Consider the following 25,751-nt stretch of genomic DNA (forward strand, 5'->3'; position numbering starts at 1 on the left):
ACTCCTCCGCTCGATCTCATCCTGAAAGGAACCCCATGTCCCTCCGACCTGTCTTCCGGACCACCACCGCAGCAGCGGGCGTCGCGCTCGTCGCGATCCTGCTCTCGTCCTGCTCCGGTGGCGACCAGTCCCCGACACCGACCGACTCGGCGTCCTCGAAGCCGAATGCCTCCGCATCCGCGAAGGTCACCTACAACGAGTGCATCGACGGCGCGGCTCAGGTGTCCGTCGACCACTCCGACGAGCCGGTGCACGTCGTCGACTGCGACGGCATCAACATCATCACGTCCGATCAGTCGTACGAGCTCGGCGCGGTCAAGGTGCTCACGGTCGAAGCGAGCAACGCGACCGTCACGATCGGCGACCCCGGTGTCGAGAAGATCGCCGTCCTCGGATCGGGCAACACCGTCACGTACACCGGTGCGGCGCCCGAGGTGAGCGACGAGGGCGAGGGGAACACCGTCTCGGCGCGGTGACGTCGACGGGGCGGCGGGTCGACCGCCGCCCCGTCCAGGACCGCCGTGCCCACCAGCGATGCCGATCCGTGCATCGCCGTCCACCCGTTCTCGAAAGGAAGACACCGGTGACTCCGCTCTTCAGAGCGCTCCTCTCACGGTGGTACATCGTCGTCGCCGGCATCCTGCTGGGGTGCGTGGCGGCGATGGCCCTGTCCGCCACCGTCACGCCGCAGTACCGGGCCACCACGAAGCTCTGGGTGTCCGTCGGGGGTGACGCCGAGACGTCGGCACTCGAACTCGCGCAGGGCTCGAACGCCGCGCAGCAGCGCATCCGGTCGTACCTCGACCTCGTGTCGCAACCGATCGTCCTCGACCCGGTGATCGAGGAACTCGGACTGTCGACGTCCGCCGGTGCGCTCGCCGGGGCGGTCTCGGCCACCTCGCCGACCGGCAGCGTGGTGATGGAGATCTCCGTCACGTCGCCTGATCCACGACGCGCTGCTGCGCTCGCCGAGGCTGTCGCGCGCAGCTTCACGCAGGTCGTCGAACAGCGCCTCGACGCCAACGCCGACGCCGCGGGTACCGGCGTGGGGGTGACCGAGACCTCGCCGCCGACCGTACCGACCACCCCCGTGGAGCCCCGCACGACCGCGAACGTCACCCTGGGCGCGCTGATCGGTGGTGCCGTGGGCGCGCTCGCCGCCTTCCTCTGGTGGTCCCTCGACACGAAGGTCCGCGGTCGCGAGGAGGTCCAGTCGCTGTGGGACCTCGCGGTGCTGGGCGAGATCGGCTTCGATCAGGAGGCGACCAAGCGCCCCCCTCATCCTGCGCGACGAGCGTGCGAGTGTTCGCGCGGAGGCGTTCCGGAGCCTGCGGACGAACGTGCAGTTCCTCTCGTCCCGTCCGCAGGGTGCCCGGACGGTCGCCATCACGAGCTCTCGACCCGCCGAGGGCAAGACGACGACGATCGCCAACCTCGCGGTGGCACTCGCCGAGGGCGGCCAGCGGACGGTGGTCATCGACTCCGACCTCCGGCGCCCGAACCTGGCGAACGTCATGGGGGTCGAGGGCAGCGTCGGGCTGTCGGACCTGCTCATCGGCAGAGCTGAGCTCGAGGACGTCCTCCAGCCGTGGGGGACCTCCGGACTGCAGCTGCTCCCGGCCGGGACGATCCCGCCGAACCCGAGCGAGCTGCTCGGCTCGCCCGCCTTCGCTGCGCTCATCGAGTCGGTCTCCGAGGAGTTCGACTACGTCCTGGTCGACACACCGCCGCTCGGCTCGGTGAGCGACGCGGCTCTCGTCTCAGCTTCCGTGCAGAACATGCTCCTCGTCGTCGCCTCCGGTCGTGTCCGCCGTGCCGACGTCTCCGCGTCGATCGAGTCACTGCGGACCGTCGGGGCCGCGGTGCAGGGCGCCGTCGTGACGATGACCCGCAGCCGTGCGGGGAAGGACCGCTACGCCGAGTACGCCTACAGCGCGCAGCCGGTCGCTCGGAGCGTGGGAGCGCGCATGCCGAAGCGGAGGCGGGCAGCGTGACCGCCGCGGAGCACGTCTGCGGTCTCCGGGGTTCCCGGACGAAGCGGCTCCTCGACGTCCTCGTCGGGTCGTCGTTGCTGCTGGTCGCGATGGTCCCGTTGAGCATCGCCGTGGTGCTCGTCGCCGTCCGCCTCGGGAGGCCCGTCCTGTTCCGCCAGGAACGCCTCGGGGAGCACGGCGTGCCGTTCACCATGCTCAAACTGCGCACGATGCACCACCCCGACCCGGCGCACGGTCTCGTGACCGACGCCGATCGACTCACCCGTCTCGGGCGCTTCCTCAGGGCGTCGAGTCTCGACGAGCTCCCCAGCCTCGTGAACGTGTTGCGCGGCGAGATGAGCCTCGTGGGTCCGCGCCCGCTGCCGACCACCTACCGCGAACGGTTCACCTCCACCGAGCACCGGCGACACGAGGTGCGTCCGGGCCTGACCGGTCTGGCGCAGGTGCACGGACGCAACGCCCTGGGCTGGGAGGACCGCTTCCGGCTCGACATCGAGTACGTCGATCGACAGTCCGTCCTCCTCGACCTCCGGATCCTGGCCCGCACGGCAGTCGTGGTGGCGACTGCCCGCGGCGTCCGCGCCGCGGACTGCGCGACCATGCACGAACTCCGACCCGAGGCGAGCGTCCGGTGAGCGGCCGCGTCGTGTGGTTCGTGAACCACTACGTCGCAGAGTCGGAGCGCGACGGTCGGACCTCCCGGCACGAGCAGTTCGCACGCCTCCTCGGCGCCCACGGATGGCACGCCGTGCTCGTTGGATCGAGTACCGTGCACCCGTCCGGACGGCAGACACTGCGCGGTCTCACCGTGCGCGAGCGTCGCGATGCGGGCACCCACGAGGTCGTCCGGGTACGGGGCCGTCGCTACGGCGGTCCCATCGGACGTGTGCTCGACATGGCGGTCTTCAGTGCGCTGCTGCTCGTGCCCGGTGTGCTGCGGGGCCTGCCTCGCCCGGACGTGGTGGTCGGGAGCTCGTTCCACCCGATCGCGGCCCTGGCCGCCGCGGTGCTGGCGCGCCGGACCGGCGCCCGTTTCGTGTTCGAACCGCGCGACCTGTGGCCCGAGACCCTCATCGCCCTCGGCGGCCTGTCCGAGGGATCGCTGCCGGTGCGGGCACTCCGCATCGTCGAGCGCGCCCTGCTTCGTCGGGCGGATGCCGTCGTGTCCCCCCTCGCCGGTGCCGGTGAGTACTACGCACGCTTCGACGCCACCGTGCCCTGCACGTGGATCTCGAACGGCACGAGCGCTGCGCCCTGCAGGGACGTCGCTCCGGTCGAGCACGGACCGGGCGAGTTCGTCGTCACCTATCTCGGCACCGTCGGCCGAGCCAACGCTCTCGAGGCCGTCGTCGACGCGATGTCGCAGCCGGCGATCACCGGGCTCGACGTCCGTGTCCGGCTCCGGGTGGTCGGTGACGGCCCCGCGCTCGACGGTCTCCGACGGAGAGCAGCAGCCAGCCCAGCGGCATCCAGCATCGAGTTCACCGGTCGCCTTCCGCAGGAGAAAGCCCGTGCCGTCGGTCGCGCCTCGGACTGCCTCGTGGCGAACATGCGTGATCTGCCGCTCTACCGCTGGGGTGTCGCCTTCAACAAGTTGTTCGAGTACGCGCGGATCGGACGTCCCGTCGTGATCGGCGCCGCCGGGCCCGTGCCCGTGTTCGACGACCGGACCGGCGTCGCGGTGGACGCGGACGATCCGGCGGCGCTCGCCGAGGGCATCGCTTCGGTCGTGCGCATGCGGCGCGAGGACCGAGCGGCCCTCGCAGAGCGTGCTCGCAAGCGTCTCGATGCCGCGTACACCTACCCGGTGCTCACGGAGCGGCTCGCCGACGTGCTCGACGGACTCGCTCCCCCGGATCCCATCCCGCCCACATCGCTGCAGAAGGAGACCCGACCGTGAAGATCATGAGCGTCGTCGGCGCACGTCCACAGTTCGTCAAGCTCGCCCCGGTGGCGCGTGCGCTCGCCGGCCGGTGCGAGCACGTCATCGTGCACACCGGTCAGCACTACGACCCGGCGATGTCGGACGTGTTCTTCGCCGACCTCGCGATCCCGCAGCCGGCGCACCAGCTCGAGGTGGGGTCTGCGACCCACGGCGCGCAGACCGGTCGGATGCTCGAACGACTCGAAGCGGTGTGCCGCGCCGAGCGACCGGACGCGGTGCTCGTCTACGGTGACACGAACTCTACCCTTGCCGGTGCGTTGGCAGCCGTGAAGCTGCACATCCCGACGGTGCACCTCGAGGCCGGACTCCGGTCGTTCGCGCGGACGATGCCCGAGGAGATCAACCGGATCGCTACCGACCACACCGTCGACCGGTGCCTCGCGCCGACCGCGGCCGCCATGACGCACCTCGAGCGCGAGGGTCTCGGCGAGCGGAGCCGACTCGTCGGCGACGTGATGACGGACGTGCTCTTCGCGGTCCGTGACGCGGTCGCCGGGACCGCGCCGCGCCTCCCGGCCGAGATCGGGACCGACCCCTACGTCGTCGCGACCCTTCATCGTCCTGCCAACACTGACGACCCGGAGCGGCTGTCGGCTGTGCTCGACGGGTTGTCGTCCGTGGGCCGCCCCGTACTGCTGCTCGCGCACCCGCGGTTGCGGGCCAGCGCTGCGCGACACCGGTTGCTCCTCGACCGGGCCGGTCTCGTCGTCGCCGACCCCGTGAGCTACCCCGAGCTCGTCCGGACCGTGCGCGACAGCGTCGGGGTCGTCACCGACAGCGGCGGACTGCAGAAGGAGGCGTTCCTGCTCCAGCGCCCGACCGTCACCGTCCGGAGCGAGACCGAGTGGGTCGAGACCGTCGACCTCGGGTGGAACGCCCTCGTCGGTGACGACCCGACGATGATCGGGACAGCCTTCGACGACCTCGCGACACCGGTGACCGGTGCGACACCGTACGGAGACGGACACAGCGCGCATCGCGTCGCGGACGAGGTGCTCGAGCTCGCGGGGGCCGCTCGATGAGCCGCGTGGACATCGCGCACATCTCGAGTGCGCACCCGTGGACGGACAACCGCGTGCACCTCCGCGAGGCAGCGGGGCTCGCTGCCGCCGGATGGCGGGTCCTCCTCGTCGCGGTCGAGAGCGACCTCGACGTGCCGGACACCGGGGTCCAGGTCCGGACCGTTCCTCGTCGACGTCGCTCGGCACGGGTGCTGTTGAGCTCCGCGCAGGCGCTCTGGCTCGGGTGGCGCAGTGGTGCGAGGGTGATGCACCTTCACGACCCCGAACTCGTGTGGGGCATCCCGCTCCTCCGTCTGCTCGGCCGTCGCGTGGTGTTCGACGCCCACGAGGACCTGCCGAACCAGGTGCGCACGAAGGCCTACCTCGGTCGCGTCGGAACGGCACTCGCGCGGGTGCTCGCACGCGTGGTCGTCCACGTCTCCGGGACAGCGGACCGTGTCGTCGCTGCGACCGAGACGATCGGCGATCGGTTCGACGGGCGCAAGACCGTCCTCGTGCGCAACTTCCCTCGCCTGCGAGAGGACGACGAGCAGGCCCACGACCGTCAACCCACCATCGCCTTCGTGGGCGCGCTCGACGTCGGCCGCGGCGCAGAGGTCCTCGCGCAGGCCGTCGTGCACCCGTCCTTCCCCGAGGGTTGGCGTCTCCGTCTGGCCGGACCGATCCGTCCGGCGGCGCTCGTCGACCGGTTCGACCGAGGGGTCGAGCGTGGTCGGGTCGAACTCCACGGACAGGTCTCACCCGGCGCGGCGCGGGACCTGCTCGCGTCGTCGAGCATCGGGGTGGTCACCCTCCTGCCGACGTCTGCTCACCTCGACTGCCTCCCGACCAAGCTGTTCGAGAACATGGCGGCCGGGCTGGCGATCGTCGCGTCGGACTTCCCGCTCTGGAGGCGCATGCTGTGCGGATACGACTGTGTCACCTTCGTGGACCCCACCGATCCGGCAGCTGTGGCGCGCGCGATCGCCGACTACGCGACGGACCCCGAGCTCCTCGCCCGACACGGGGCCGCCGCAGCTGCGGCGGCTCGGGAGCAGTTCCGGTGGGACCACGAGGAACGGGTCCTCGTGGAGATGTACCGGACCCTCCTCGGGGACCCGGCCCGGTGACGGTCGCGAGTGCCCGAGACGTGGGTGTCACGCACGCATCCGGGTTCCGCGCAGCCGCGGCGCTCGCACGACCGACGGCCCTCGCCGCTGTCGTCGTGGTCTACGCCGCGACCCTGCACGCGGTCTACACGGGCTTGATCTCCGGCCCGTTCGCCTACGCCGGCTACACCGTGGTGCCGCAGCCCTGGCAGGACCAGGTGCTCGCGACCCTGGTCGCCGTGGTGGTGGCGTTGCTGCTCCCAGCGCGGATCACCCGCGCCTCCGACATCGTGCTGTGGATGCTGTTCGGCGTCTGCGTCGCTCCGGCGATCCTCATGCCCGGCTACACCGGGTACCTGACGTCGATCGAAGCGATGCGGTTCGCGCTGCTGCTCGCGACGGCGTTCGCGGCCGCGGCCGTCGCGGTCGGGTGGGGCGGAGACCGCGTCGGCTCCGAGGATCTCCAGCAGGCTCCGGCCGTGGACGGTGGAGGGACCGCGCTGGACACCGTGCGGATCGGCTCCCGGGTCGTCGACCGGAACGCGCTCGCGTGGGTGCTCTGCGCGGTGTACTCGGCGGCGACCTACGGGGTCATGGCGGTGACCACCGGTTTCAGCCTGCATTTCGTCGCCCTCGACGACGTGTACGACGTCCGTGCGGCCTACGCGGACGACCTCTCCGCCGGCGGCCCGCTCGGCTACCTGCTGAGCGGTCAGGCGTACGTCGTCAACGTCTACGTCCTGATCCGCGCGTTCGCCCGTCGCACGTGGCCGCTCGTCGTCCTGGCGTTGCTCGGGCAGTTCGTGATCTACACTACGACCGGTTTCAAGACCGTGCTCTTCTCGATCCCCGCGATGATCGCGATCGCCGTGGTACTCCGTCGTCGACGGCCCCGGTCAGGGGCACCGCTCCTGCTGGGTCCGGTGCTCCTCATGCTCGTCAGTGCCGGCGTGGACCTCCTGCAGGGCAGCATCACGTGGACCTCGCTGTTCTCCCGGCGGTTCATCGTGACGCCCGGGTTGTTGACCTCGGTGTACGCGGACTACTTCTCGGACCACCCGGTCGCGCTCTGGGCGAAGTCCTTCACACGGCTGTGGGTGACGTCTCCGTACGATGTCACACCGACGAAGACCATCGGGCAGTACATGCTCCCCGGGTCGCAGGTGAACGCCAACGCGAACCTCTTCGCCGACGGGTACGCGAACCTCGGGACCGTCGGCCTCTTCGTCATCGCGGCGGTGCTCGCGGTGTGGCTCCGGTGTCTCGACCGGTGGAGCAGGGGGGTGCCGGCGTCGGTCGTCGGCGTGCTCGTGGTGATGAGTGCCGTCACCCTGTCGAACACGTCGATCCTGACCGCCATGCTGTCGCACGGCCTGCTCGTGGGGACCGTCCTGGTCGCGGTGATGCCTCGCCGCGGCTGGCGCTGGTTCGACCGGGATGCAGGTGAGGGGCCACCGGCGTAGTCGCGCCTCGCCCACGACGGCGAGGCGGCCCCGGACCCGAGGCCGCCCCGCCGTCCGTTCGTCACTCGGCTGCGCGCTACCGTTCCGCCGCCGGGAGCACGAACAGGTCGGAGAGCAGGACCTGGCTGCCGCGCCTCTGCTCGATGCGGAACCGGAAGTCTCGGGCACGGTGGTCGACCACCCGTCGGAACTCCCAGTGTCGGTCGTCACCGATCGTGCGTTCACCCGGCACGAGCTCCGTTCCCCAGTCGTTCACGACCCGGTAGGTGGCGGCGGCCGTACCGGTGCCCTCGAAGCGGTTCTCCGTGCCGGGAACGACCGTCTTCGTGGTGACGGTCGCCGGCACGAGCGATGCTGCGGAGGCCGAGAAGTCCGGCGTGCGCGCCTCCCACCCGTCGATCGCGAGTTGCAGTCGGAAGGCGAAGGAGACCGCGCCGTTCGAGACGGTTCGGTCGAACTGCCACGAACCGGCCGCTGGGATGTCCGATGTGCCCGGGACGAGGTCGGTACCCCAGCGGTTCACCACGCGGTACCGGGCGCCCGCCGGGCCGGTCCCCTCGAAGCGGTTGAGCAGGCCGGGCACCATGGTCGTGGTCGACGAGGCCACGCTCGGCGGTGCGACCGACGGCAGCGTGACCGCTCCGCCGGGCTCGGTCGTGTCCCCGAGTGTCTGCTCCAACCCGAGGCGGAGTTCGGAGGCGTTCACGGCGACCGGGAGCACTGCGGTCCAGGAGCCGTTCGGGTCGACCGTGACCGACGCGAGCTCCGCGCCGAACCGATCGGTGATCCGAAGCGTCGCGTTCGGCTCGGCGTCCCCGCGCAGCACGTTGTCCCATCCCGCCACGACTCGTTCGTTGTGCAGATCGACCGGAGCGAGCACGGGTGCCTCCGGGATCTGCACCGAGGTGCTCGACGACGCCGCGAAGGTTCCCGCCGGCGTGCTGCCGGTCACCGTCATCGTGAGCGCGCCGTCACCGGCCGGGGCGTCACCGGGAGTCGCGACAGGAACAGCGAACCGCAGGAGGGTACCTGCCGGGAGGTTCCACCCGGTGGTGTCCCACCGGTACGTGACGGCGGTTCGATCGTCGGTCAAGGCCCCGTCGACGAGTTGGTCGCGGTCGAACGCCGTCCACTGCTCGGAGCCTGGTAGCCGGTACGCGCCGCGGATGGCCGCGTCGTCTGCGATGGTGGTCCCGACCGGCGCGGTGAACTGCGCGTTCGAGCCCGCGAGTGGGCTCGACGTGGTGACGGTGGTCCTGAGGCGGCTCTCGACCGGCGTCGTCGCGCCGCGTTCGAGGGACACCGGCGACGCATCGGCTCCGACGAGCACCTCATCGTTGACGGGAACGGTCGTCGGCGTGGTCGCCTCGGCCGAGAATGGGCCCTGCGCCGTGCTTCCGCTCAACATGGCCGTGAGCCGCCCCGGGCTGGCCGGAGCATCGGGCGGAGTCTGCACCGCGACGTCCCAGCCGAGCCGGGTGGCCGGGCCGACCGTCCAGGTGCTTCCGCTGCGCCACTTCCATCGGTACCGCTTGCCTCCCTCGAGCGGCTCACCGCCGGTCAGCAGCACACCGTCCTCGTGCCGAGCGCCCCCCGTCTCCTCGTACCAGCCCGAGACAGTGGTCTGGTCCGGCGCGAACACGGTGCCGGCGGGGGCAGTGACCACGACGCTTCCGTCGACGGCCCCGAACCGCGTCGTGGTCGTGGCGCGGACAGGGACAGGTGTGGGCGTGCCTCGCTGGAGGGTCGTCGTCGAGCCGCCGGTACCCTCGAGCCCGGCCGCGACGGTGGTCGGCGTCGAACCGTTCACACTCCAGGACCCGGTCGGACCGCCGGCTCGCGTCCCGGTCGCCGTGTACGACAGGTGACTGTCAAGGGGCGCGGTCGGCATGACCTCGACGGGGATCGCGAACCGCAGCTGGACGTTCGTGTTGAAGTCGGCCGGCGCCTGGAGCCGGTACGTGGCCTGGGTTCGGGATGCGTTGACGCGCGCGTCGGTCAGCCGCAGCGAGCTCGTCGCGAGCCAGGCCGGCCACCCGGGATTGCGGTACTGTCCGACCGCATCGTTGTCCGACGCAGGGATCTTCGTCCCTGCGGGGGCCGTGACCGTGACTTCGCCTTCGACGCTTCCGGGACGCCCGCCGATTTCGCTGAACCCGATGTCGACAGCGCCGGTGTCACCGCGCTGGAGCACGGCGGTTCCGAGATCGAGATCGACGGCCCGCGGCGCGGTGTCGGCGTGGGCGGGTACTGCGCCCACGCCGAGGACGACCGCCGCGCTCACCGCGACGATCGAGGAGGGAAATCGCATGGAAGACTCCGTTCTGGTGGATGTCCGCCATGCTAACGATGAAGATGTTGAATGCAGCGAGCGATATACCACGAGTGCCCCTCCGGAGGGAGGGGCACTCGGTCGGTGGGATGTCGGTGTCAGCTGGAGACCGGGTTGATGACGTAGGGGCCGGTCTTCTTGGTGGCGCCGTTCTTGGTCTGCTCGATGAAGAACGTGAAGTTCTTGGCGTTCCAGGACACGACGCGGTCGAAGGTCCAGTCGCCGTTCCCGTTGACGGTGACCGGGTGGCCGAGCAGGTCGGTGCCGGAGGCGTTGACGATCTTCAGGGAGGCGCCGGGGGTGGCCGTGCCGGTGAAGGTGTTGTTCACGCCGAGGGCGACCTCGGTCGGTGCCGTCACGGTCGGGTCGACCAGGCTGGCTGCCGGGTCGGCCGGGTTGATGACGTAGGGGCCGGTCTTCTTGGTGGCGCCGTTCTTGGTCTGCTCGATGAAGAACGTGAAGTTCTTGGCGTTCCAGGACACGACGCGGTCGAAGGTCCAGTCGCCGTTCCCGTTGACGGTGACCGGGTGGCCGAGCAGGTCGGTGCCGGAGGCGTTGACGATCTTCAGGGAGGCGCCGGGGGTGGCCGTGCCGGTGAAGGTGTTGTTCACGCCGAGGGCGACCTCGGTCGGTGCCGTCACGGTCGGGTCGACCAGGCTGGCTGCCGGGTCGTCAGCGGTGACCGTGAACAGCTCGCTGGTGGTGGTGAGGCTGCCCTTGGTCTGCACGATCTTGAACGCGAAGTTCGTCGCCGAGGCGGAGATCACGCGATCGAAGGACCACCGGCCGTTGTTGTCGACGGGTACGTCCTCACCGAGCAGGTCGGTGCCCCACTTGTTCTGGATCCGTAGGGACGAGCCCGGCGTCGCAGAGCCTTCGATGGTGTTCGTCGTACCCGGCTTCACGGACTCCGTGGTCACAGTCGCCGGGTCGAGCTCCACACTCTTGCCGGGGTTGATCGTGATCTCGGTGGTGGTGAGGTTGTAGCCGATGCTGGTCGTCGCGACGACCAGCTCGTACTCGCGGTCTTCGAGGCCGCGCACCGGGATGGCCCACCCACCGTCGTCGGGGTCCGCCGTCGTCGAGCCGAGGATGGTCCCCTTGTTGTCCTTCTCGAAGACGCGCAGCAGGGAATTTTGCTGGGAGACGCCCTTGAGCACCAGGTCGTTGCCGGGTTGGAGGACGAAGTCGTCGGCGGGCGAGGTGATGGTCGTGCCGATGCCGTAATTGACCGGCAGCTCCATCGCGCCGTTGTCCTGGCCGCGGATCACCTGGACGACGTCGAGCGTGTCGACGCCCGTCATGTTCGGCGGGTTCACCGTTCCGCTCCAGGAACCGTCCGCGCCGACGGTCTCGGTCGCCTCGACATTCATGCCGCGACGAACCTCGATCTTCGCGCCGGGCGTGGCGGTTCCGCGCAGCTCGACGGTCCGCTCCACGTTCTCCTTGTCGAACGTGGCCTTGGCGGTGACGTCCTCGACCTTCAGGTCGACGTCGAGCGAGAACGTCCCGAGCTGTGTGGCGCCCTTGAGCGCGGTGATCTTGACCGGGTTCGAGCCGAGCGCAAGGTCGTCGAGTGCCTGCTGGAACATCCCGTCGGTGAACTCGGTGACCGTCTTCGTCTTGGAACCCCACTCGACCTGGAGGAGGTTGGTGCCCTCGGGGACGAAGCCCTCGAGGTTCGCTGTCCCCTTCTCGACGTTCACATCGATCGCGTTCGCGCCGAGGGTCAGCGGCAGGTTCACCTCGGTCCGCACACCCTTGTCGCCGATCCACATCGTCGCGGTGTTCGCCGTCCCGGGGACCTTGTCGAGCTCGGCGCCGCGGATCCACCCGTCGGCACCGGCCTTGATCACCTGGTAGTCATCCGCGGCGACGTCGGACTTCGATACGTGCACCTCGCCGTTCGCGGTCGCCTTCGCGGTCAGCGTCCGCTTCGGGCCGTCCCTCCTGACCGAGACGTCGGTCAGGGCAGCCGAGTGAAGGGTGACCGGGGAGCCGGTCCCGGAGCTGCCCTCGCGCAGACGGATCGACGTGCCACTGGTGTACTTCCGGTCGAGCTTGAACTCGTACTTGTAGCTCGAGGCGTTCCCGACCGTCTCCCACGTGTTCCCGTTGTCCGCGCTGACCTGGATCTGCGACGAAGACGCCACCGTGCGCCCCGAGATCGTGAACGAGTCATCCGCCTTGTCGTACGCCGACGACGCCGCGAACGTCCGTGGACGTGTCACCGAGATCCGGGAGACCGGGCCGAGACCTCCGTTCTCCTGGCCGTTGCAAGACGCAACGTTGGATCCGGACCACCAGGAGTAGGCGCGCACACTGATCGACTTGGTTGCGCCTTCCGGCCAGTCACTCGGCCACGAGATCGTCGGCGCAATGTACCCGGCACTGTTCGCGTCGACCGCGTCTCGGTGTGAATACGTGTAGATGTCTGGATCGAAACCCATGCCGTACTCGAACGAGTACCAGGTGGACGAGTAGCCGTTGCACTTCGGGTTGGCTGCGGGGTAGTTGAACTCGAAGGTCGCGCCCGAGGTGGTAGTCGACTTGACCCGGAGGCCGGTCACGCTCGGGAAGCCCGTCCAGGTGGCGTTCGTCGACGCGCGTGAGGTGGACGCTTCCCGCTCACTCTGCGACTGCTCAGCGGCTCCACCGGGTGTTGTCGAATCGCCGACGCCCGCGGAGGACGCAGTCGCGACCGGGCCGAAGCTCAGCCCCGCGGCGAGGGTGGCTGCGGCGACGCCGGTCGCGGCCGCAGCTCGAAGGAATGACTTCATGTGAATGAGGTGTCTTTCGGGATCGGGCCGCTGGGAGCAGCGGCGTCTCACACAAGGAGTAATAAATATCACATGCACATGCTGGAAACCCGCCGAGTGCGATGACTACGGCGACTTGCGCCACCTCGACGCAACTTCCCCCCTGTGCGCTTGACTCCCGCCGGTCCCTGAGTAAACTTGAGTGCAGCGGACGCAACTCCGCGTAGGCTTCAGCAAGACAGCACCCCAACCGAAGGAGCACCAACACATGGGACGTGCAGTAGGCATCGACCTCGGCACCACGAACTCGGTCGTCAGCGTTCTCGAGGGTGGCGAGCCCACCGTCATCGCGAACGCCGAGGGCCTCCGGACCACCCCGTCGATCGTCGCCTTCACGAAGGACGGCGAGGTCCTGGTCGGCGAGACCGCGAAGCGTCAGGCGGTGACGAACGTCGACCGCACCATCGCGAGCGTCAAGCGCCACATCGGTACCGACTGGAAGGTCGACATCGACGGCAAGAGCTACACCCCGCAGGAGATCTCGGCCCGTACCCTCGGCAAGCTCAAGCGCGACGCCGAGCAGTACCTCGGCGAGGACGTCACCGACGCGGTCATCACCGTCCCGGCGTACTTCAACGACGCCGAGCGCCAGGCCACGAAGGACGCCGGTGAGATCGCCGGCCTCAACGTCCTCCGCATCATCAACGAGCCGACCGCGGCCGCCCTGGCCTACGGCCTCGACAAGGGCAAGGAGGACGAGCTCATCCTGGTCTTCGACCTCGGTGGCGGCACGTTCGACGTCTCCCTGCTCGAGGTGGGCAAGGACGATGACTTCTCCACGATCCAGGTCCGCGCGACTGCCGGCGACAACCGCCTGGGCGGCGACGACTGGGACCAGCGCATCGTCGACCACCTGATCAAGAAGTTCAAGGCCGACCACGGCGTCGACCTCTCGACCGACAAGATCGCGAAGCAGCGCCTCAAGGAGGCCGCGGAGCAGGCGAAGAAGGAGCTGTCGAGCCAGCTCAGCGCCAACATCCAGCTGCCCTACCTCACGCTCACGAGCGAGGGCCCGCTCAACCTCGACGAGACCATCTCGCGCGCGCAGTTCGAGCAGATGACCTCCGACCTGCTCGACCGCACGAAGAAGCCGTTCAACGACGTCATCAAGGAGGCGGGTGTGTCGGTCAACGACATCGCGCACGTGGTGCTCGTCGGCGGTTCGACCCGCATGCCCGCCGTGGCCGAGGTCGTCAAGAGCCTGACCGGCGGCAAGCAGCCGAACCAGGGCGTCAACCCGGACGAGGTCGTCGCCGTCGGCGCCGCGCTGCAGGCCGGTGTCCTGAAGGGCGAGCGCAAGGACGTCCTGCTCATCGACGTCACGCCGCTGTCCCTCGGCATCGAGACCAAGGGCGGCCTGATGACGAAGCTCATCGACCGCAACACCGCGATCCCGACCAAGCGGAGCGAGACCTTCACCACCGCCGACGACAACCAGCCGTCGGTCGCGATCCAGGTCTTCCAGGGCGAGCGCGAGTTCACCCGCGACAACAAGCCGCTCGGCACCTTCGAGCTCACCGGCATCGCTCCGGCTCCTCGTGGCGTCCCGCAGGTCGAGGTCACGTTCGACATCGACGCGAACGGCATCGTGCACGTGTCCGCGAAGGACAAGGGCACCGGCAAGGAGCAGTCGATGGTCATCTCCGGCGGCTCGTCGCTGCCGAAGGAGGACATCGAGCGCATGGTCCGCGAGGCCGAGGAGCACGCGGCGGAGGACAAGGCCCGTCGTGAGGCGAACGAGCGTCGCAACCAGGCCGAGCAGCTCGTCTACTCGATCGAGAAGCTCATCAAGGAGAACGACGAGAAGCTCCCCGCGGACGTCAAGTCCGAGGTGCAGGCGGACGTCGACTCGCTCAAGTCGGCCCTCGCGGGTGACGACGACGAGGCCGTGAAGACCGCGTTCGACAAGCTCAACGAGTCGCAGGGCAAGCTCGGTCAGGCGATCTACGCCCAGCAGGATGCCCCGGCGGCCGGTGGCGAGCAGTCGACCGGCGACCAGGGCCAGCAGGCGGACGACGAGGACATCGTCGACGCCGAGGTCGTGGACGACGAGGACGACAAGGACAAGAAGTAACGATGACGGACCCCAAGGACAACGTGCCGAACGAGGGCGACCCCCAGGTCGAGGGCGACGCCACCAACGCACAGGAGCCCGAGGACCTCATCGAGGCGGAGGGGCCGGACGTGGAGCTCCCCACGGACGGCCCCGCCGCCGGCCCGAGCGCTGACCAGGCGGGCGCCGACGAGGCCAGCGACCTCTCCCCGGAGGACCAGGCCCTGCTCGACGACGCCGCCCGCGGCATCGAAGAGGACAAGCTGAGCCAGGCCGACCGCGACCTCGTCGCCGACATGCGTGCCGACATGCTCCGCGCGCAGGCCGAGCTGGTGAACTTCCGGAAGCGCGTCGAGCGCGACCGCGAGGCCAACCGCGACGCCGTCATCGCCGAGGTCGTCCGGGCCCTGCTGCCCGCACTCGACGACCTCAGCCGCGCCGAGGCGCACGGGGACCTCGCCGAGGGCCCGATGCAGGTCATCGCGCAGAAGATCCGCGGTGGCTTCGGCAAGTTCAAGCTGGAGCAGATCGGCGAGAAGGGCGAGCCCTTCGACCCGAACGTGCACGAGGCGATCGTGCAGCTCCCGACGCCGGGCGCGACCGGCCAGACCGTGGCGGACGTCGTCGAGCCGGGCTACAAGCTCGGCGAGCGCGTCATCCGCGCGGCCAAGGTCGCCGTCGCGGTCCCCGCCTGAGGCACGGGAAGGAGGTAGGGATTCATGGCCAGTCAGGACTGGTTCGACAAGGACTTCTACAAGGTCCTCGGCGTCGACAAGACGGCGAGCGACGCTGAGCTGAAGAAGACCTACCGGAAGCTCGCGCGGCAGTTCCACCCGGACTCCAACCCGGGTGACGCCGCCGCCGAGGCCCGCTTCAAGGAGATCAGCGAGGCGTACTCGGTGCTCTCGGACAAGGAGCAGCGCGCCGAGTACGACCAGGTCCGCGCGATGGGCTCGGGCGCCCGCTTCACCGCGGGCGGCCCGGGCCAGGGCGGCGGGTTCGAGGACGTCTTCGGTGGGATGTTCGGCCAGCAGGGCGGACAACGTGTCCGCTTCGGCCAGGGCGGACGCGGCGGTGCCGGCGGCTTCGAGGACATCCTCGGTGGGATGTTCGGCGGCGGCCAGGGCTTCGGCCAGTCGTCCGGCGGCTTCCGCGGGTTCGGTGGACCGACGAAGGGCCGCGACGTCACGGCGTCGACGACCCTCGACTTCACCACCGCGATCGCCGGTGACACCGTCAAGTTGTCGCAGGGCAACGGCCGTCCGGTGAACGTCCGCATCCCCGCGGGCGTCGCCGACGGGCAGAAGATCCGCCTGCGTGGCCGTGGGGAGCCGAGCCCGGACGGCGGCGAGGCCGGTGACCTGGTGGTCACCGTCAGCGTCCGCAAGCACCCGGTGTTCGAGCGCGACGGGCAGCACCTCCGCGTGGACGTCCCCGTGACGTTCGTCGAGGCAGCGCTCGGCGCGACGATCCAGGTCCCCACCCTCGGCGGCGAGCCCGTCAAGCTCAAGGTCGCGCCGGGCACCCCGTCCGGTCGCGTCCTGCGCGTCAAGGGCCGTGGTGTCACGACGAAGAACGGCACGGGCGACCTGCTCGCGACCGTCCAGGTCGCGGTGCCGTCGCACCTGTCGGACAAGCAGCGCGAGGCCGTCGAGGCGCTCCGCGCCGCCCTGCCCGACGAGGACCCCCGCGAGGACCTGCTCGCGAAGGCGCGCGGCTAGCTGCACCAGCACCAGCACCACAACCGGCCTGGAGGCCCGGTGCGGCTCCGTCAGGAAGCCGCGCCGGGCCTCCAGACTGTTCCAGGACGAGCGGACGACGGAAGGGACGTGACATGACCGACATGGACGAGGAGTCGCCCGTCTTCGCGATCGCGGTGGCGGCCGAACTCGCCGAGATGCACCCGCAGACGCTGCGGCAGTACGACCGGCTCGGTCTGGTCGTGCCGGGCCGCACCCGCGGCGGTTCCCGCCGCTACTCGATGCGCGACGTCGCGCAGCTGCGCGAGATCGCGCGGCTCGGGAGTGAAGGCGTGTCGCTCGAGGGCATCCGCCGGGTGCTCGAGCTCGAGAACGAGAACCGGGCGCTGCGCGAGCGTGTGCGCGAACTCGAGCGTGCGTTGGCCGACCAGCTGATCAGCCGACCGGGAGCGCGGGTGTTCGCGGCGACGACCACGGGCGCCGCGGTGTCGCTGCGCGCGGGGATGCGACCGCAGCGGAACACCGCGGTCGTGCTGTACCGCCCCAAGCGCTGATATATTCCACATACCGAACGCATCGATCTTCCCTAGGTTGAGTTCGACTCGTCCGAGTCGCACGACGATCGAAGGAGGATGCCATGCGCTCCCGATCCCCTGTCCTCGCGGCTGCGGCCGCGGCCCTCGTGTTCAGTGCCCTGCTGATCGGACCTCCACCCCGAGCGTCTGCGGCTGAGCAGGGCGACGGCGGGGCAACCCTCCGCCAGGTCGGGGACGACGCGCAGACGCGCCAGCTCGCGTTCCCCGGGACGCCCCGGGACGTCCGGGTCGAGACGGACGCCGACGGCTACGTCGTCTTCGGGACACCGAACTGCTCGGGTGTCGGGCTGTACGAGTGCAGGTCGGCGATCGCCTCGGGAAGTGATGCATCGCACAGCCCGGTGATCAACACCCGCAACGGCTACCGCATCAGCTGGCCCAGTTCCTGGAGGGAGGGCGAGACGCGACACGTCGGCTACCTCTTCTCCGTGGCGAGGGACTGGATCGCCTGGTGGTACAGCCCGAACGCACGCGTCGACCTCGGACAGGTGACTCGCCCGTACGCACCGCGCGCGTTGACCGCGTCGGTAGCGAGCAAGGACGATGCTGCTCGGACAGCACGCGTGACCGGGACGGCGACACCCGGGGCGTCGATCCGCATCAGTGGCTCCCCGGTGGCGACCGCGGACCAGTCCGGGAACTGGTCGTACCGCCTGACCGGGCTGTCCGTCGGTGGGAACAGCCGGACGTTCCAGCAGTACGTCGACGGCTCCTACAAGGACCAGAAGACCGTGTCCGTGACGATCGTCGACCCCGTCCAGCCCGATCAGATCACGGGCGACCGCGGATCGGCGACGCTCGAGCGCGGGAAGACGACGACCGTGTACAGCACCTACACCCCGAAGCGTGCGTTCACGACGCCGTCGGGTCGCATCGAGTTCACCGCCCCGGCGGGGACGACGTTCGCGCCGGGTCAGGACAGTCAGCGCGGGGAGTACCGCTCCGGTTCGTCGTGGTACTCCTTCGGAGGCAACAGCCTGGTGCACGGGTCGCGCTCGAGCGACGGGCACACGTACTCGTTCGACCTCGGCCAGCGGAACTGGGACGTGGCGAAGGACCAGAAGTTCCGCTTCGGGCTCCGGGTCGAGACCCCGGTCGACGTCGGCTCGACCAGCGGGACCATGACCGGGCGCCTGTCCGGGTCGTTCACCGGAGGCACGTTCGACACGACCGCCACGACGGACACGACCGTGGCGGACCAGCCGCTCACCGCGCGGGTCGATCGAGTCGACGCTGCCACGCGGACCGCCACGATCGCGGGGACCGCCCCCGGCCTCGCGACGCGCGTCACCCTGACCTGGGACCGCGACGGCACGGCCACGAGCCGGACGGTCCAGCCGTCCGGCGGGACCTGGACGTGCGACGTCGACGGGTTGACGACCGGGGTGAACCAGGTCGAGGTCGAGGCGTTCGCCGGTCAGGCCTCGGTCGGACGCACATCGGTGGAGGTACCCGTCGACGCACCGACGTTCGACGGTTCCCCGTCGTTCGCCGACGACGTCACGGAGCGAGCCACGGTGTCAGGTCACGGAGTCCCCGGCGCGCACGTCGTGCTCCGGGACGGCGTCACGGAGGTCGGCTCGGCCACCGTGGCCCCGGACGGGACGTGGTCGGTGCGGCTGACGGCGCCGGACCGCGGCGGGGTGTGGTCACTGAAGGCGACGCAGACCGTGGCCGGGCAGCCGCCACAGGTGATCGACGTCCCTGTCGACTACGGGCAGGCGGTCCGGATCACCTCGCCGGGGAACGGGTTCATCATCTCGCCGGTGTTCCCGGAGGTCCGGATCAGCGGGATGGCCGCCCCCGGCGCGGTGGTGCGGCTTGCTGAGCAGGGTGTCGCCGGCAGTGACCTCGGGTCGGTGACCGCGGGGACGGACGGTCGCTGGGCGGTGTCGACGCCGGCGCTGCCGATCCGGGACCAGGTGATCGAGGCGACCGCCACCGGGCGGGGTGCGAACACCACGAGGTCGACGGTGTCGCTCTCCGGCAGCTGACCGGACGCCGATGCCGGGACGAGCCCGCGGTCCGACGAGGTCCGTGGGCTCGTCCCCGTCGACGGCCGTACCCGTGCTGGCGGCGTCCTCGGAGGGGGGTCAGAGCGCGGGGGATCCGCGGCGCTCCGCAGCACGTGCGGTCATGCTCGCGCACTGCGGTCCGCTGCGCAGCTCGAGCTCCGGGTCGATCGGACGACGGTGCTCGGGGCGTGCGGCGCGCACGTGCTCGATCGCCGCACGCACGCAGTCGGCGCACACCTCAGCGGCCCTTCCGGTCCGGGTCCGGCAGCAGGTGGATCCGGCACGACGCCCGCTCCGCCAGGCGCCCGTCGCGGCTGTCCACCGCGATGCGCAGGGCCACGAGGCCGTTGCGGATGTGCTCCCACGGCAGTGCGGTCCGGACGTCGTCGTGGCGCAGCCGGTAGGTCAGGCCGTCGAGGGCACCGCTCAGCGTCGCCGCGAGCAACGGGTTGTCGCACTCCGCGACGAACGATCGGTACACCGGCGTCACGGCGTCGGCGCCCCACTCCCAGCGGGTCTCCGCCATGCAGTCGAGCAGGAGCCCGAGCCGGCGGAAGAGCAGGGCTCGTCGGCGATCGTCGAACTCGGGGATCGTCGTCCGGACGACACCGCCGAACAGCTGCCCGAGCGCCTGCAGGGTCGGCACCAGTTCCTCGCGTCGGGGGACGGTCACGCGGGTGTAGCGGTTCGGGCGGAACTCGACGAGCCCGAGGTGTCCGAGGTCGGAGAGTGCTTCGCGGACCGGGGTGCGGGAGCACCGCAGGCGTTCCGCGAGCTCGTCGTCGTCGAGCAAGGTGCCCGGGGCGAGCACCCCACCCATGATCTCGGCGCGGAGCCGCTCCCTGGCCTGGTCTCGGAGCCGGGGCCGCACCCCGGCGTCTGGCGAAGCGAACATCGGCCCCTCTCGCATCGTCGTCCCACCCCGACCGGGCGGTGCATCCGACTGTAGGGCCCCGGGATACCAGAGCAGACCGGTGATATACCCGGCTTGTCCGGTCGCGACGTCCCCGGAGGGCGAGGTGGGTAGCCTTGGCCGGTGCCGTTCGACTTCGCAGACCACTTCCGGCGCCGCTCCGACGGTGACCAGCCGGACATCGTCGCGATCGACGGCACGGACCGCTTCATGCTCGACGAGGCGCCGTTCCTGCACGGTGACGCGCTCCGACAGCCGGGTGAGGTCGCCGTGGTCGACGACCGGTACGGCGTCCTGACGCTCGGGCTCCTCGCGCTGCACGGCTCGAGCGACATCCGCGTGGTGCAGGACTCCCTGGTGGGGGAGCGTGCCCTGACCGCGAACGCCGGCACCTTCGGTCGGCGGGGCTTCCACCACCCGGCGACCCTCGAGGACGCCTTCCGCGACGTGCGGCTCGTGCTCCTCCGGCTGCCGAAGTCGAACGACCGGCTCGACGAGGTCGCGCGAGCGATTGCCCGGTGGGCCGCTCCGGACGTCGTCGTGGTCTGCGGCGGTCGCGTGAAGCACATGACCCTGTCGCAGAACGACGTCCTGCGCCGGTACTTCGGCGAGGTCACCGCGTCACGCGGCCGCGCCAAGTCGCGGCTGCTCATCGCGCAGGACCCGCTGCACGCCGCTGCCGCCCGTGCTGACGTGACCGCGCCCTGGCCGCGCACCGTGCACAACGACGAGCTCGGCATCACGATCGCAGCGCACGGCGGCGTCTTCGCCGGGACGTCGCTCGACCTCGGCACGCGGGTGCTCCTCGACGTGGTCGACGACGCGGTCCCGTCGGCACGCCAGGCGGTCGACCTCGGGTGCGGCAACGGCACCATCGCGACCGTGCTCGCGCGCCGTCGGCCGTCGATCCGGGTCGTCGCGACCGACGTCTCGACCGTCGCCGTCGCGTCGACCCGCGTGACCGCCGACCGCAACGGCGTCGGCGACCGGGTGGTCACCGCTCGGACCGACGCGGGGGACGAGCTCGACAGCGGCTCGGCGAAGCTCGTGCTCTGCAACCCGCCGTTCCACGACGGCACCAGCGTCAGCACCGACGCGGCGGCCGCGATGTTCCGGAACGCGGCCCGCATCCTGCAGCAGGACGGCGAGCTCTGGTGCGTCTGGAACGGACACCTGCGCTACCGCGCCGACCTCGAGCGGACCGTCGGTCCGACGCGGCAGGTGGTGCGGACGTCCCGCTTCACCGTGACCGCGTCCCGCGTCACGTCCTGAGACCGGGTGGCAGACGGACGGGAGGCCCGTGGCTGCGCAGCCACGGGCCTCCCGTCCGTCAGGTGGTCGCGTCGGGACGCGATCCGGGCCGGTCAGGCCGGGACGTAGTCGAAGGTGTCCGGGTCCGGACCGGTGCGGTGGCCCTTGTCGAGCGAGGTGATCGCGGTCATGTCGTCGTTGGACAGCTCGAAGTCGAAGATCGCGAAGTTCTCCTCGACGCGCGAGCGGGTGACCGACTTCGGGAACACGATGTCGCCGCGCTGGATGTGCCAGCGGAGGACGACCTGCGCCGGGGTCTTGCCCGTGGCGTCGGCGATGCGGGTGATGGTCTCGTCGTCGAGCACGAGGCCCTGCGCGATCGGCGACCAGGCCTCGGTCGCGATGCCGTGCTCGCGGTCGTACGCGCGGAGCTCCTCCTGCACGAGGTACGGGTGCACCTCGATCTGGTTCACGGCCGGGGTGATCGTGGTCTCGGCGGCGAGGCGGTTGAGGTGGTGTGCCTGGAAGTTGCTCACGCCGATCGAGCGGGCGGTGCCGCTGCGGTAGAGCTCCTCCATCGCCTTCCACGTCGGGACGAAGTCCGAGACGGTGGGCAGCGGCCAGTGGATGAGGAACAGGTCGGTGTAGCCGCCGAGCAGGTCGGCCGACTTCTTGCCGTTCTCGAGCGCGGTCTCGGGGTCGTGGAACCCGTTGTTGAGCTTCGAGGTGACGAAGATCTCCTCGCGCGGGATGCCGGACGCCTCGATTGCCTCGCCGACCTCCTTCTCGTTGCCGTACATCTCGGCGGTGTCGATGTGGCGGTAACCGACCTCGAGCGCGGTGAGGGTGGCCTCCTTCGTGTCCGAAGGGTCGATCTGGAAGACACCGAAGCCGAGCTGCGGGATGGTCTTGCCGTCGTTCAGGGTGATGTTCGGAACGGTCATGTCGCCATGCAACCAAACGTGTCCCAGGCGGCATTCCGGCAACGTCCAGCCGGGCGGGTCAGCGGGTACGGAGTGCGCGAAGCGGATCGCAGGGCGGTCCCGCTGGTACCGGTCGCTACGCCAGGGCGGCCGTGACGTACGCCAGCAGCGCCGCTCCGTAGGTCTCGGCGGCGTCCGCGCCGGTGAACTCCCGCTGCTCGCCGCCGATCGTCGCGGTGACGGTGTACCCCGCCGCGAGCGACACGAACGCCGGCCCGAGCAGCTCGCGCAGCTGGTCCTCGCGCGGGAGCCAGAGGGCCTCGGTCGCGGACACCGAGTCGAGGGCCCACTCCGTCGTGCCGTTGAAGCCGAGCACGGTGCCGGACGGGTAGTCGTGCCGCTCGACGGTCATCTCGGACACGGTGTACACGTCGTCGTCGACGCCTGGCTTGTCGATGACGAAGCGGTCCCCGGTCGCGGGGTGCCAGCGGAGTCCGGCGTCGCGGAGGGCCTTGGCGGTGTCGACGGTGATCACGCCTCCACCCTGCCATGCGCCACGGTCGAGCGCGGATCCGCCGCCGGGCGGAGGCGCGTGGCAAGGTCCGCGTACTAGCATCGCCGAGCACCCCGCGCACGGCGAGCGATCGTCCGCGCGCGCGGACGCGACGATGCCGAGCAACCGGTGCCGCGCCTCCAGGCCGTCCGCGGCCACGGGCACGACCGCGAGCCGGCGTCCGGACGCCGGTCCCTGCCGACGCCCGCGCCGCTCGTCCGCACCGAACCCGTCCGCCCAGCAAAGGACCCGCATGACCCTCGAGCGCGAGGAACTCCGCGACGACTGGACCGTGGCGATCGCGGGCGACGAGCCGCCGGTCGGCGCACCGGACGGCATCGTGGGACGCACCATGAGGGCGACCGTCCCCGGGCAGGTGCACACCGACCTCGAGCGCGAGGGGATCGTCGCCGACCCGCGGTACGACCGCAACGAGACCGCCGCCGCCTGGGTCGGCCGCGCGGACTGGTCGTACCGCCGCACCGTCGACGTCGCCCCGCGCGGGTTCGAGCGCGTCGACCTGGTGTGCGAAGGGCTCGACACGGTCGCCGAGCTCAGCCTGGACGGCGTCGTCATCGGAACCACCCGGAACATGCACCGCCGCTACCGCTTCGACCTCAACGACGTGCCCGGGACGTCCGGCGAGCGCGAACTCGAGCTGCTGTTCGAGTCGCCGTACCGCGAGGCCGGCCGGGTCGCCGCCCGTGCCGGGTCGATGCCCGGACCGTACGACGAGCCGTTCCCGTACGTGCGCAAGATGGCGTCGAACTTCGGCTGGGACTGGGGACTGACGGCGGTCACGAGCGGGCCGTGGCGCCCGGTCGCGATCGAGCGCTGGTCCACCGCACGGCTCGCCGAGGTCCGACCGCTCGTCGACGTCGAGGCCGGCGAGGGCGTGCTCGACGCACACATCACGGTCGAGCGATCGGGCATGAACGACCTCGACCAGGACGGCGAGGACGACGACCTCGTGCTCGTCGTGACGGTCAGCGGGCCGACCGTCGACGGCGGCACGACCCGGCAGCGCTCCCGTGCGCAGCTGACCCCGCAGAGCGACGAGACGGTCGTCACGGTGCGCGTGCCCGACGTCCGCCGCTGGTGGCCGCGCGGGTACGGCGAGCAGGTGCAGTACGACGTCACGGTCGAGCTGCAGACGGTCGACGGCGAGGTCCTCGACCGCCGCACGAGCCGCACCGGCTTCCGGTCGACCCGCATCGACACCGCCGAGGACGAGATCGGCAAGCCCTTCACGGTCGTGGTGAACGGCACCGTGGTCGACGTCCGGGGCGTCAACTGGATCCCGGACGACGTCATCGTGTCCCGCGTGGGCCGCGCGCGCATCGAGGACCGGCTGCGCGCCGCGGCCGACCTGCACGTGAACCTCGTGCGCGTCTGGGGTGGCGGCGTGTACGAGTCGCACGACTTCTACGAGGTGTGCGACGAGCTCGGCCTGCTCGTCTGGCAGGACTTCCCGTTCGCCTGCTCCGCCTACCCCGAGGTCGAGCCGATCCGCAGCGAGGTCATCGCCGAGGCCCGGGACAACGTCGCCCGCCTCGCCGGACACCCGTCGCTGGTCGTGTGGAACGGCAACAACGAGAACATCTGGCTGCACGACGCCGACGGCTGGGCCGAGGAACTCGGTGACCGCGGCTGGGGGCTCGACTACTACCTCGACCTGCTGCCGACGATCGTGGACGCGGTCGACCCGTCGCGCTTCTACACGGTCGCCTCGCCGTGGTCGGGTTCGGAGAGCCTGCCGGCGAACCACGTCGACCACGAGACGCACCACTCGTGGGACGTCTGGAACCGGCTGTCCGACGACCACTACCGCGACTCCGTGCCGCGGTTCGTCTCCGAGTTCGGCTGGCAGGCCCCGCCCGCCTGGCGCACGTTGCGCGACGCGGTCGCCGACGAGCCGATGCGCGTCGACTCGCCCGGTGTCGTCCACCACCAGAAGGCCGACGACGGCATGGGGAAGCTCGCGCGGGGCATCGCGCCGCGCTTCGGTGCCGTGGACCCGGAGGAGCTCGACCGCTGGCACTACCTGACGCAGCTGCAGCAGACCCGTGCGATCGCGACGGGCGTCGAGCACTGGCGCACGCACTGGCCGCGGAACACCGGGGTCGTGGTCTGGCAGCTCAACGACCTGTGGCCGGTGTCCTCGTGGTCCGCGATCGACTCCGCGGGGCGACTGAAGCCGCTCGCGCACGAGCTGCGCCGGCTGTACGACGACGTGCTGCTGACGATCCGTCCGGTCGCCGCCCGTGCACCGGCCGCCGGTCCGGAAGCGGACGAGGACCGGCCGGGAGGCACGGATCACCCCGACCGATCGACCGACGACGGTGAGACGGCCGAGCTGGCGGACACGCTCTCGCTCGGTGTCTCGCCGGGGGCCTTCGGCCACGCGCCGATCCAGGTCGCCGTCCGGTCATCGCGCTCCGGTCTGGACAGCGTCGTCCGGGTGCGGCGGATCGCGCTGTCGGGGGCGATCCTCGCCGAGGTCACGCTGCCCGTGCAGCTGTCGGCCTCCGGGGTCGCCGTCGTGGCGCTGCCGGAGTCGGTCGGCGTCGTCGACGACCCGACGAACGAGTTGGTCGTCGCCGACATGGACTGGCACCGTGCGGTGTGGACCCCGTCGCCGGACCGCGAGATGCGCTGGCAGCCGGCGCGGTACCGGACCTCGGTGACGCCAGCACCCGACGGGGACGGCCACGACCTGGTCGTCGAGGCGGACTCACTCGTGCGCGACCTGCTGTTCCAGCCGGACCGCCTCGCGCCGACGGGCACGGTGGACCGCGGCTTCATGACCCTGCTGCCCGGGGAGCGGGTGGGGTTCCGGCTGCGGGGGCTCGACGCGGCAGCGGTCGCCCGGATCGATCGGGAGCCCGTGACCTGGAGTCTCGACCGCGTGCTCCTGGGTGAAATGTGACATACTGGTTGTGCTGTATGCACAGCGCGGCCGTGCCTTGACCCTCGGTCGGATCGGCGCACCCCCGGGACGCAGCGGCTTCCGGGGGTGCTGCCTGTGCGTCCGGTGTCCGTCCGGTCCCCGGCCTGTGCTTCGTCGTCGGGGCGGGTTACGAT

Annotated in this window: 19 protein-coding genes; 14 read left to right on the top strand and 5 right to left on the bottom strand. The window is 70.5% G+C overall.

Annotated elements, in window-relative coordinates:
• The first annotated feature begins 35 nt into the window (after positions 1-35).
• The 7 genes from LCG91_RS02265 to LCG91_RS02295 all read left to right on the top strand — a co-directional run bounded on the left by LCG91_RS02265 (position 36) and on the right by LCG91_RS02295 (position 7,512).
• Positions 36-476 (top strand): DUF3060 domain-containing protein, encoded by a 441-nt coding sequence (locus tag LCG91_RS02265; protein WP_058728683.1) that lies wholly within the window; start codon positions 36-38, stop codon positions 474-476.
• Positions 477-1,139: 663 nt separating this feature from the next.
• A complete protein-coding gene (locus tag LCG91_RS02270; RefSeq protein WP_224443192.1) occupies positions 1,140-1,994 on the top strand; it encodes a CpsD/CapB family tyrosine-protein kinase in 855 nt (284 codons plus the stop codon).
• The gene (locus LCG91_RS02275; RefSeq protein ID WP_058728685.1) at positions 1,991-2,629 is read left to right on the top strand and encodes a sugar transferase; all 639 of its coding nucleotides are present in this window, start codon (positions 1,991-1,993) and stop codon (positions 2,627-2,629) included. Before LCG91_RS02270 ends, LCG91_RS02275 begins: the two co-directional genes overlap by 4 nt.
• Positions 2,626-3,894: a glycosyltransferase family 4 protein gene (locus tag LCG91_RS02280; RefSeq protein WP_058728686.1), complete on the top strand. Its 1,269-nt coding sequence runs from the start codon at positions 2,626-2,628 to the stop codon at positions 3,892-3,894. Before LCG91_RS02275 ends, LCG91_RS02280 begins: the two co-directional genes overlap by 4 nt.
• 5 nt (positions 3,895-3,899) lie before the next feature.
• Positions 3,900-4,961, top strand: coding sequence for a non-hydrolyzing UDP-N-acetylglucosamine 2-epimerase (wecB, locus tag LCG91_RS02285; protein ID WP_202596765.1), 1,062 nt, complete (start codon positions 3,900-3,902; stop codon positions 4,959-4,961).
• Complete coding sequence (locus tag LCG91_RS02290) at positions 4,958-6,070, top strand: glycosyltransferase (protein WP_152999016.1); 1,113 nt, start codon at positions 4,958-4,960, stop codon at positions 6,068-6,070. The genes wecB and LCG91_RS02290 overlap by 4 nt, the downstream gene beginning before the upstream one ends.
• A gap of 20 nt (positions 6,071-6,090) precedes the next feature.
• Entirely contained in the window at positions 6,091-7,512 is a 1,422-nt protein-coding gene (locus LCG91_RS02295) for a hypothetical protein (RefSeq protein WP_224442345.1), read from the top strand.
• A gap of 76 nt (positions 7,513-7,588) precedes the next feature.
• Here the strand turns inward: LCG91_RS02295 and LCG91_RS02300 are convergent, their stop codons facing one another.
• Both LCG91_RS02300 and LCG91_RS02305 read right to left on the bottom strand, forming a co-directional pair.
• On the bottom strand, positions 7,589-9,823 hold the full coding sequence (locus tag LCG91_RS02300; RefSeq protein WP_224442346.1) for an Ig-like domain-containing protein: 2,235 nt from the start codon (positions 9,821-9,823) through the stop codon (positions 7,589-7,591).
• A gap of 119 nt (positions 9,824-9,942) precedes the next feature.
• Complete coding sequence (locus tag LCG91_RS02305; RefSeq protein WP_224442347.1) at positions 9,943-12,414, bottom strand: hypothetical protein; 2,472 nt, start codon at positions 12,412-12,414, stop codon at positions 9,943-9,945.
• A 457-nt stretch (positions 12,415-12,871) separates the two neighbouring features.
• On the opposite strand from LCG91_RS02305, the gene dnaK reads away from it, so the two are divergent.
• From dnaK to LCG91_RS02330, 5 genes are all read left to right on the top strand, one after another.
• Complete coding sequence (gene dnaK / locus LCG91_RS02310) at positions 12,872-14,737, top strand: molecular chaperone DnaK (RefSeq protein ID WP_058729637.1); 1,866 nt, start codon at positions 12,872-12,874, stop codon at positions 14,735-14,737.
• A gap of 2 nt (positions 14,738-14,739) precedes the next feature.
• The gene (locus LCG91_RS02315; RefSeq protein ID WP_224442348.1) at positions 14,740-15,411 is read left to right on the top strand and encodes a nucleotide exchange factor GrpE; all 672 of its coding nucleotides are present in this window, start codon (positions 14,740-14,742) and stop codon (positions 15,409-15,411) included.
• A gap of 24 nt (positions 15,412-15,435) precedes the next feature.
• Positions 15,436-16,437, top strand: coding sequence for a DnaJ C-terminal domain-containing protein (locus tag LCG91_RS02320; RefSeq protein WP_058729635.1), 1,002 nt, complete (start codon positions 15,436-15,438; stop codon positions 16,435-16,437).
• Positions 16,438-16,559: 122 nt separating this feature from the next.
• Positions 16,560-16,970, top strand: a complete 411-nt coding sequence (locus tag LCG91_RS02325; protein ID WP_224443193.1) for a heat shock protein transcriptional repressor HspR — start codon at positions 16,560-16,562, stop codon at positions 16,968-16,970.
• An 83-nt stretch (positions 16,971-17,053) separates the two neighbouring features.
• Positions 17,054-19,006 (top strand): hypothetical protein, encoded by a 1,953-nt coding sequence (locus LCG91_RS02330; protein ID WP_058749942.1) that lies wholly within the window; start codon positions 17,054-17,056, stop codon positions 19,004-19,006.
• Between the two features lie 259 nt (positions 19,007-19,265).
• Here LCG91_RS02330 and LCG91_RS02335 read toward each other — a convergent pair whose 3' ends face one another.
• Positions 19,266-19,922 carry a GntR family transcriptional regulator gene (locus tag LCG91_RS02335; RefSeq protein WP_224442349.1) on the bottom strand — a complete coding sequence of 219 codons (657 nt, stop codon included), beginning with the start codon at positions 19,920-19,922 and terminating at the stop codon, positions 19,266-19,268.
• A gap of 141 nt (positions 19,923-20,063) precedes the next feature.
• Here LCG91_RS02335 and LCG91_RS02340 point away from each other — a divergent pair, with 141 nt between their 5' ends.
• Complete coding sequence (locus LCG91_RS02340; protein WP_224442350.1) at positions 20,064-21,212, top strand: class I SAM-dependent methyltransferase; 1,149 nt, start codon at positions 20,064-20,066, stop codon at positions 21,210-21,212.
• A gap of 92 nt (positions 21,213-21,304) precedes the next feature.
• On the opposite strand, the gene LCG91_RS02345 is transcribed toward LCG91_RS02340, so the two are convergent.
• Entirely contained in the window at positions 21,305-22,135 is an 831-nt protein-coding gene (locus LCG91_RS02345) for an aldo/keto reductase (protein ID WP_224442351.1), read from the bottom strand.
• Between the two features lie 115 nt (positions 22,136-22,250).
• A complete protein-coding gene (locus LCG91_RS02350; RefSeq protein WP_058729630.1) occupies positions 22,251-22,649 on the bottom strand; it encodes a hypothetical protein in 399 nt (132 codons plus the stop codon).
• Between the two features lie 271 nt (positions 22,650-22,920).
• Between LCG91_RS02350 and LCG91_RS02355 the strand changes: the two genes are divergently transcribed.
• Entirely contained in the window at positions 22,921-25,596 is a 2,676-nt protein-coding gene (locus LCG91_RS02355) for a glycoside hydrolase family 2 protein (protein ID WP_224442352.1), read from the top strand.
• Positions 25,597-25,751 lie beyond the last annotated feature (155 nt).

The organism is Curtobacterium sp. TXMA1 (assembly GCF_020162095.1).
Taxonomy (GTDB): domain Bacteria; phylum Actinomycetota; class Actinomycetes; order Actinomycetales; family Microbacteriaceae; genus Curtobacterium.

Excerpts from the sequence above, each read along its gene's own strand:
- LCG91_RS02320 (WP_058729635.1), top strand. The coding sequence starts at position 15,436 with ATGGCCAGTCAGGACTGGTTCGACAAGGACTTCTACAAGGTCCTCGGC.
- LCG91_RS02300 (WP_224442346.1), bottom strand. The coding sequence starts at position 9,823 with ATGCGATTTCCCTCCTCGATCGTCGCGGTGAGCGCGGCGGTCGTCCTC.
- LCG91_RS02290 (WP_152999016.1), top strand. The coding sequence starts at position 4,958 with ATGAGCCGCGTGGACATCGCGCACATCTCGAGTGCGCACCCGTGGACG.
- wecB (WP_202596765.1), top strand. The coding sequence starts at position 3,900 with ATGAGCGTCGTCGGCGCACGTCCACAGTTCGTCAAGCTCGCCCCGGTG.
- LCG91_RS02335 (WP_224442349.1), bottom strand. The coding sequence starts at position 19,922 with ATGTTCGCTTCGCCAGACGCCGGGGTGCGGCCCCGGCTCCGAGACCAG.
- LCG91_RS02330 (WP_058749942.1), top strand. The coding sequence starts at position 17,054 with ATGCGCTCCCGATCCCCTGTCCTCGCGGCTGCGGCCGCGGCCCTCGTG.
- LCG91_RS02325 (WP_224443193.1), top strand. The coding sequence starts at position 16,560 with ATGGACGAGGAGTCGCCCGTCTTCGCGATCGCGGTGGCGGCCGAACTC.
- LCG91_RS02265 (WP_058728683.1), top strand. The coding sequence starts at position 36 with ATGTCCCTCCGACCTGTCTTCCGGACCACCACCGCAGCAGCGGGCGTC.
- LCG91_RS02355 (WP_224442352.1), top strand. The coding sequence starts at position 22,921 with ATGACCCTCGAGCGCGAGGAACTCCGCGACGACTGGACCGTGGCGATC.
- LCG91_RS02315 (WP_224442348.1), top strand. The coding sequence starts at position 14,740 with ATGACGGACCCCAAGGACAACGTGCCGAACGAGGGCGACCCCCAGGTC.
- LCG91_RS02345 (WP_224442351.1), bottom strand. The coding sequence starts at position 22,135 with ATGACCGTTCCGAACATCACCCTGAACGACGGCAAGACCATCCCGCAG.
- dnaK (WP_058729637.1), top strand. The coding sequence starts at position 12,872 with ATGGGACGTGCAGTAGGCATCGACCTCGGCACCACGAACTCGGTCGTC.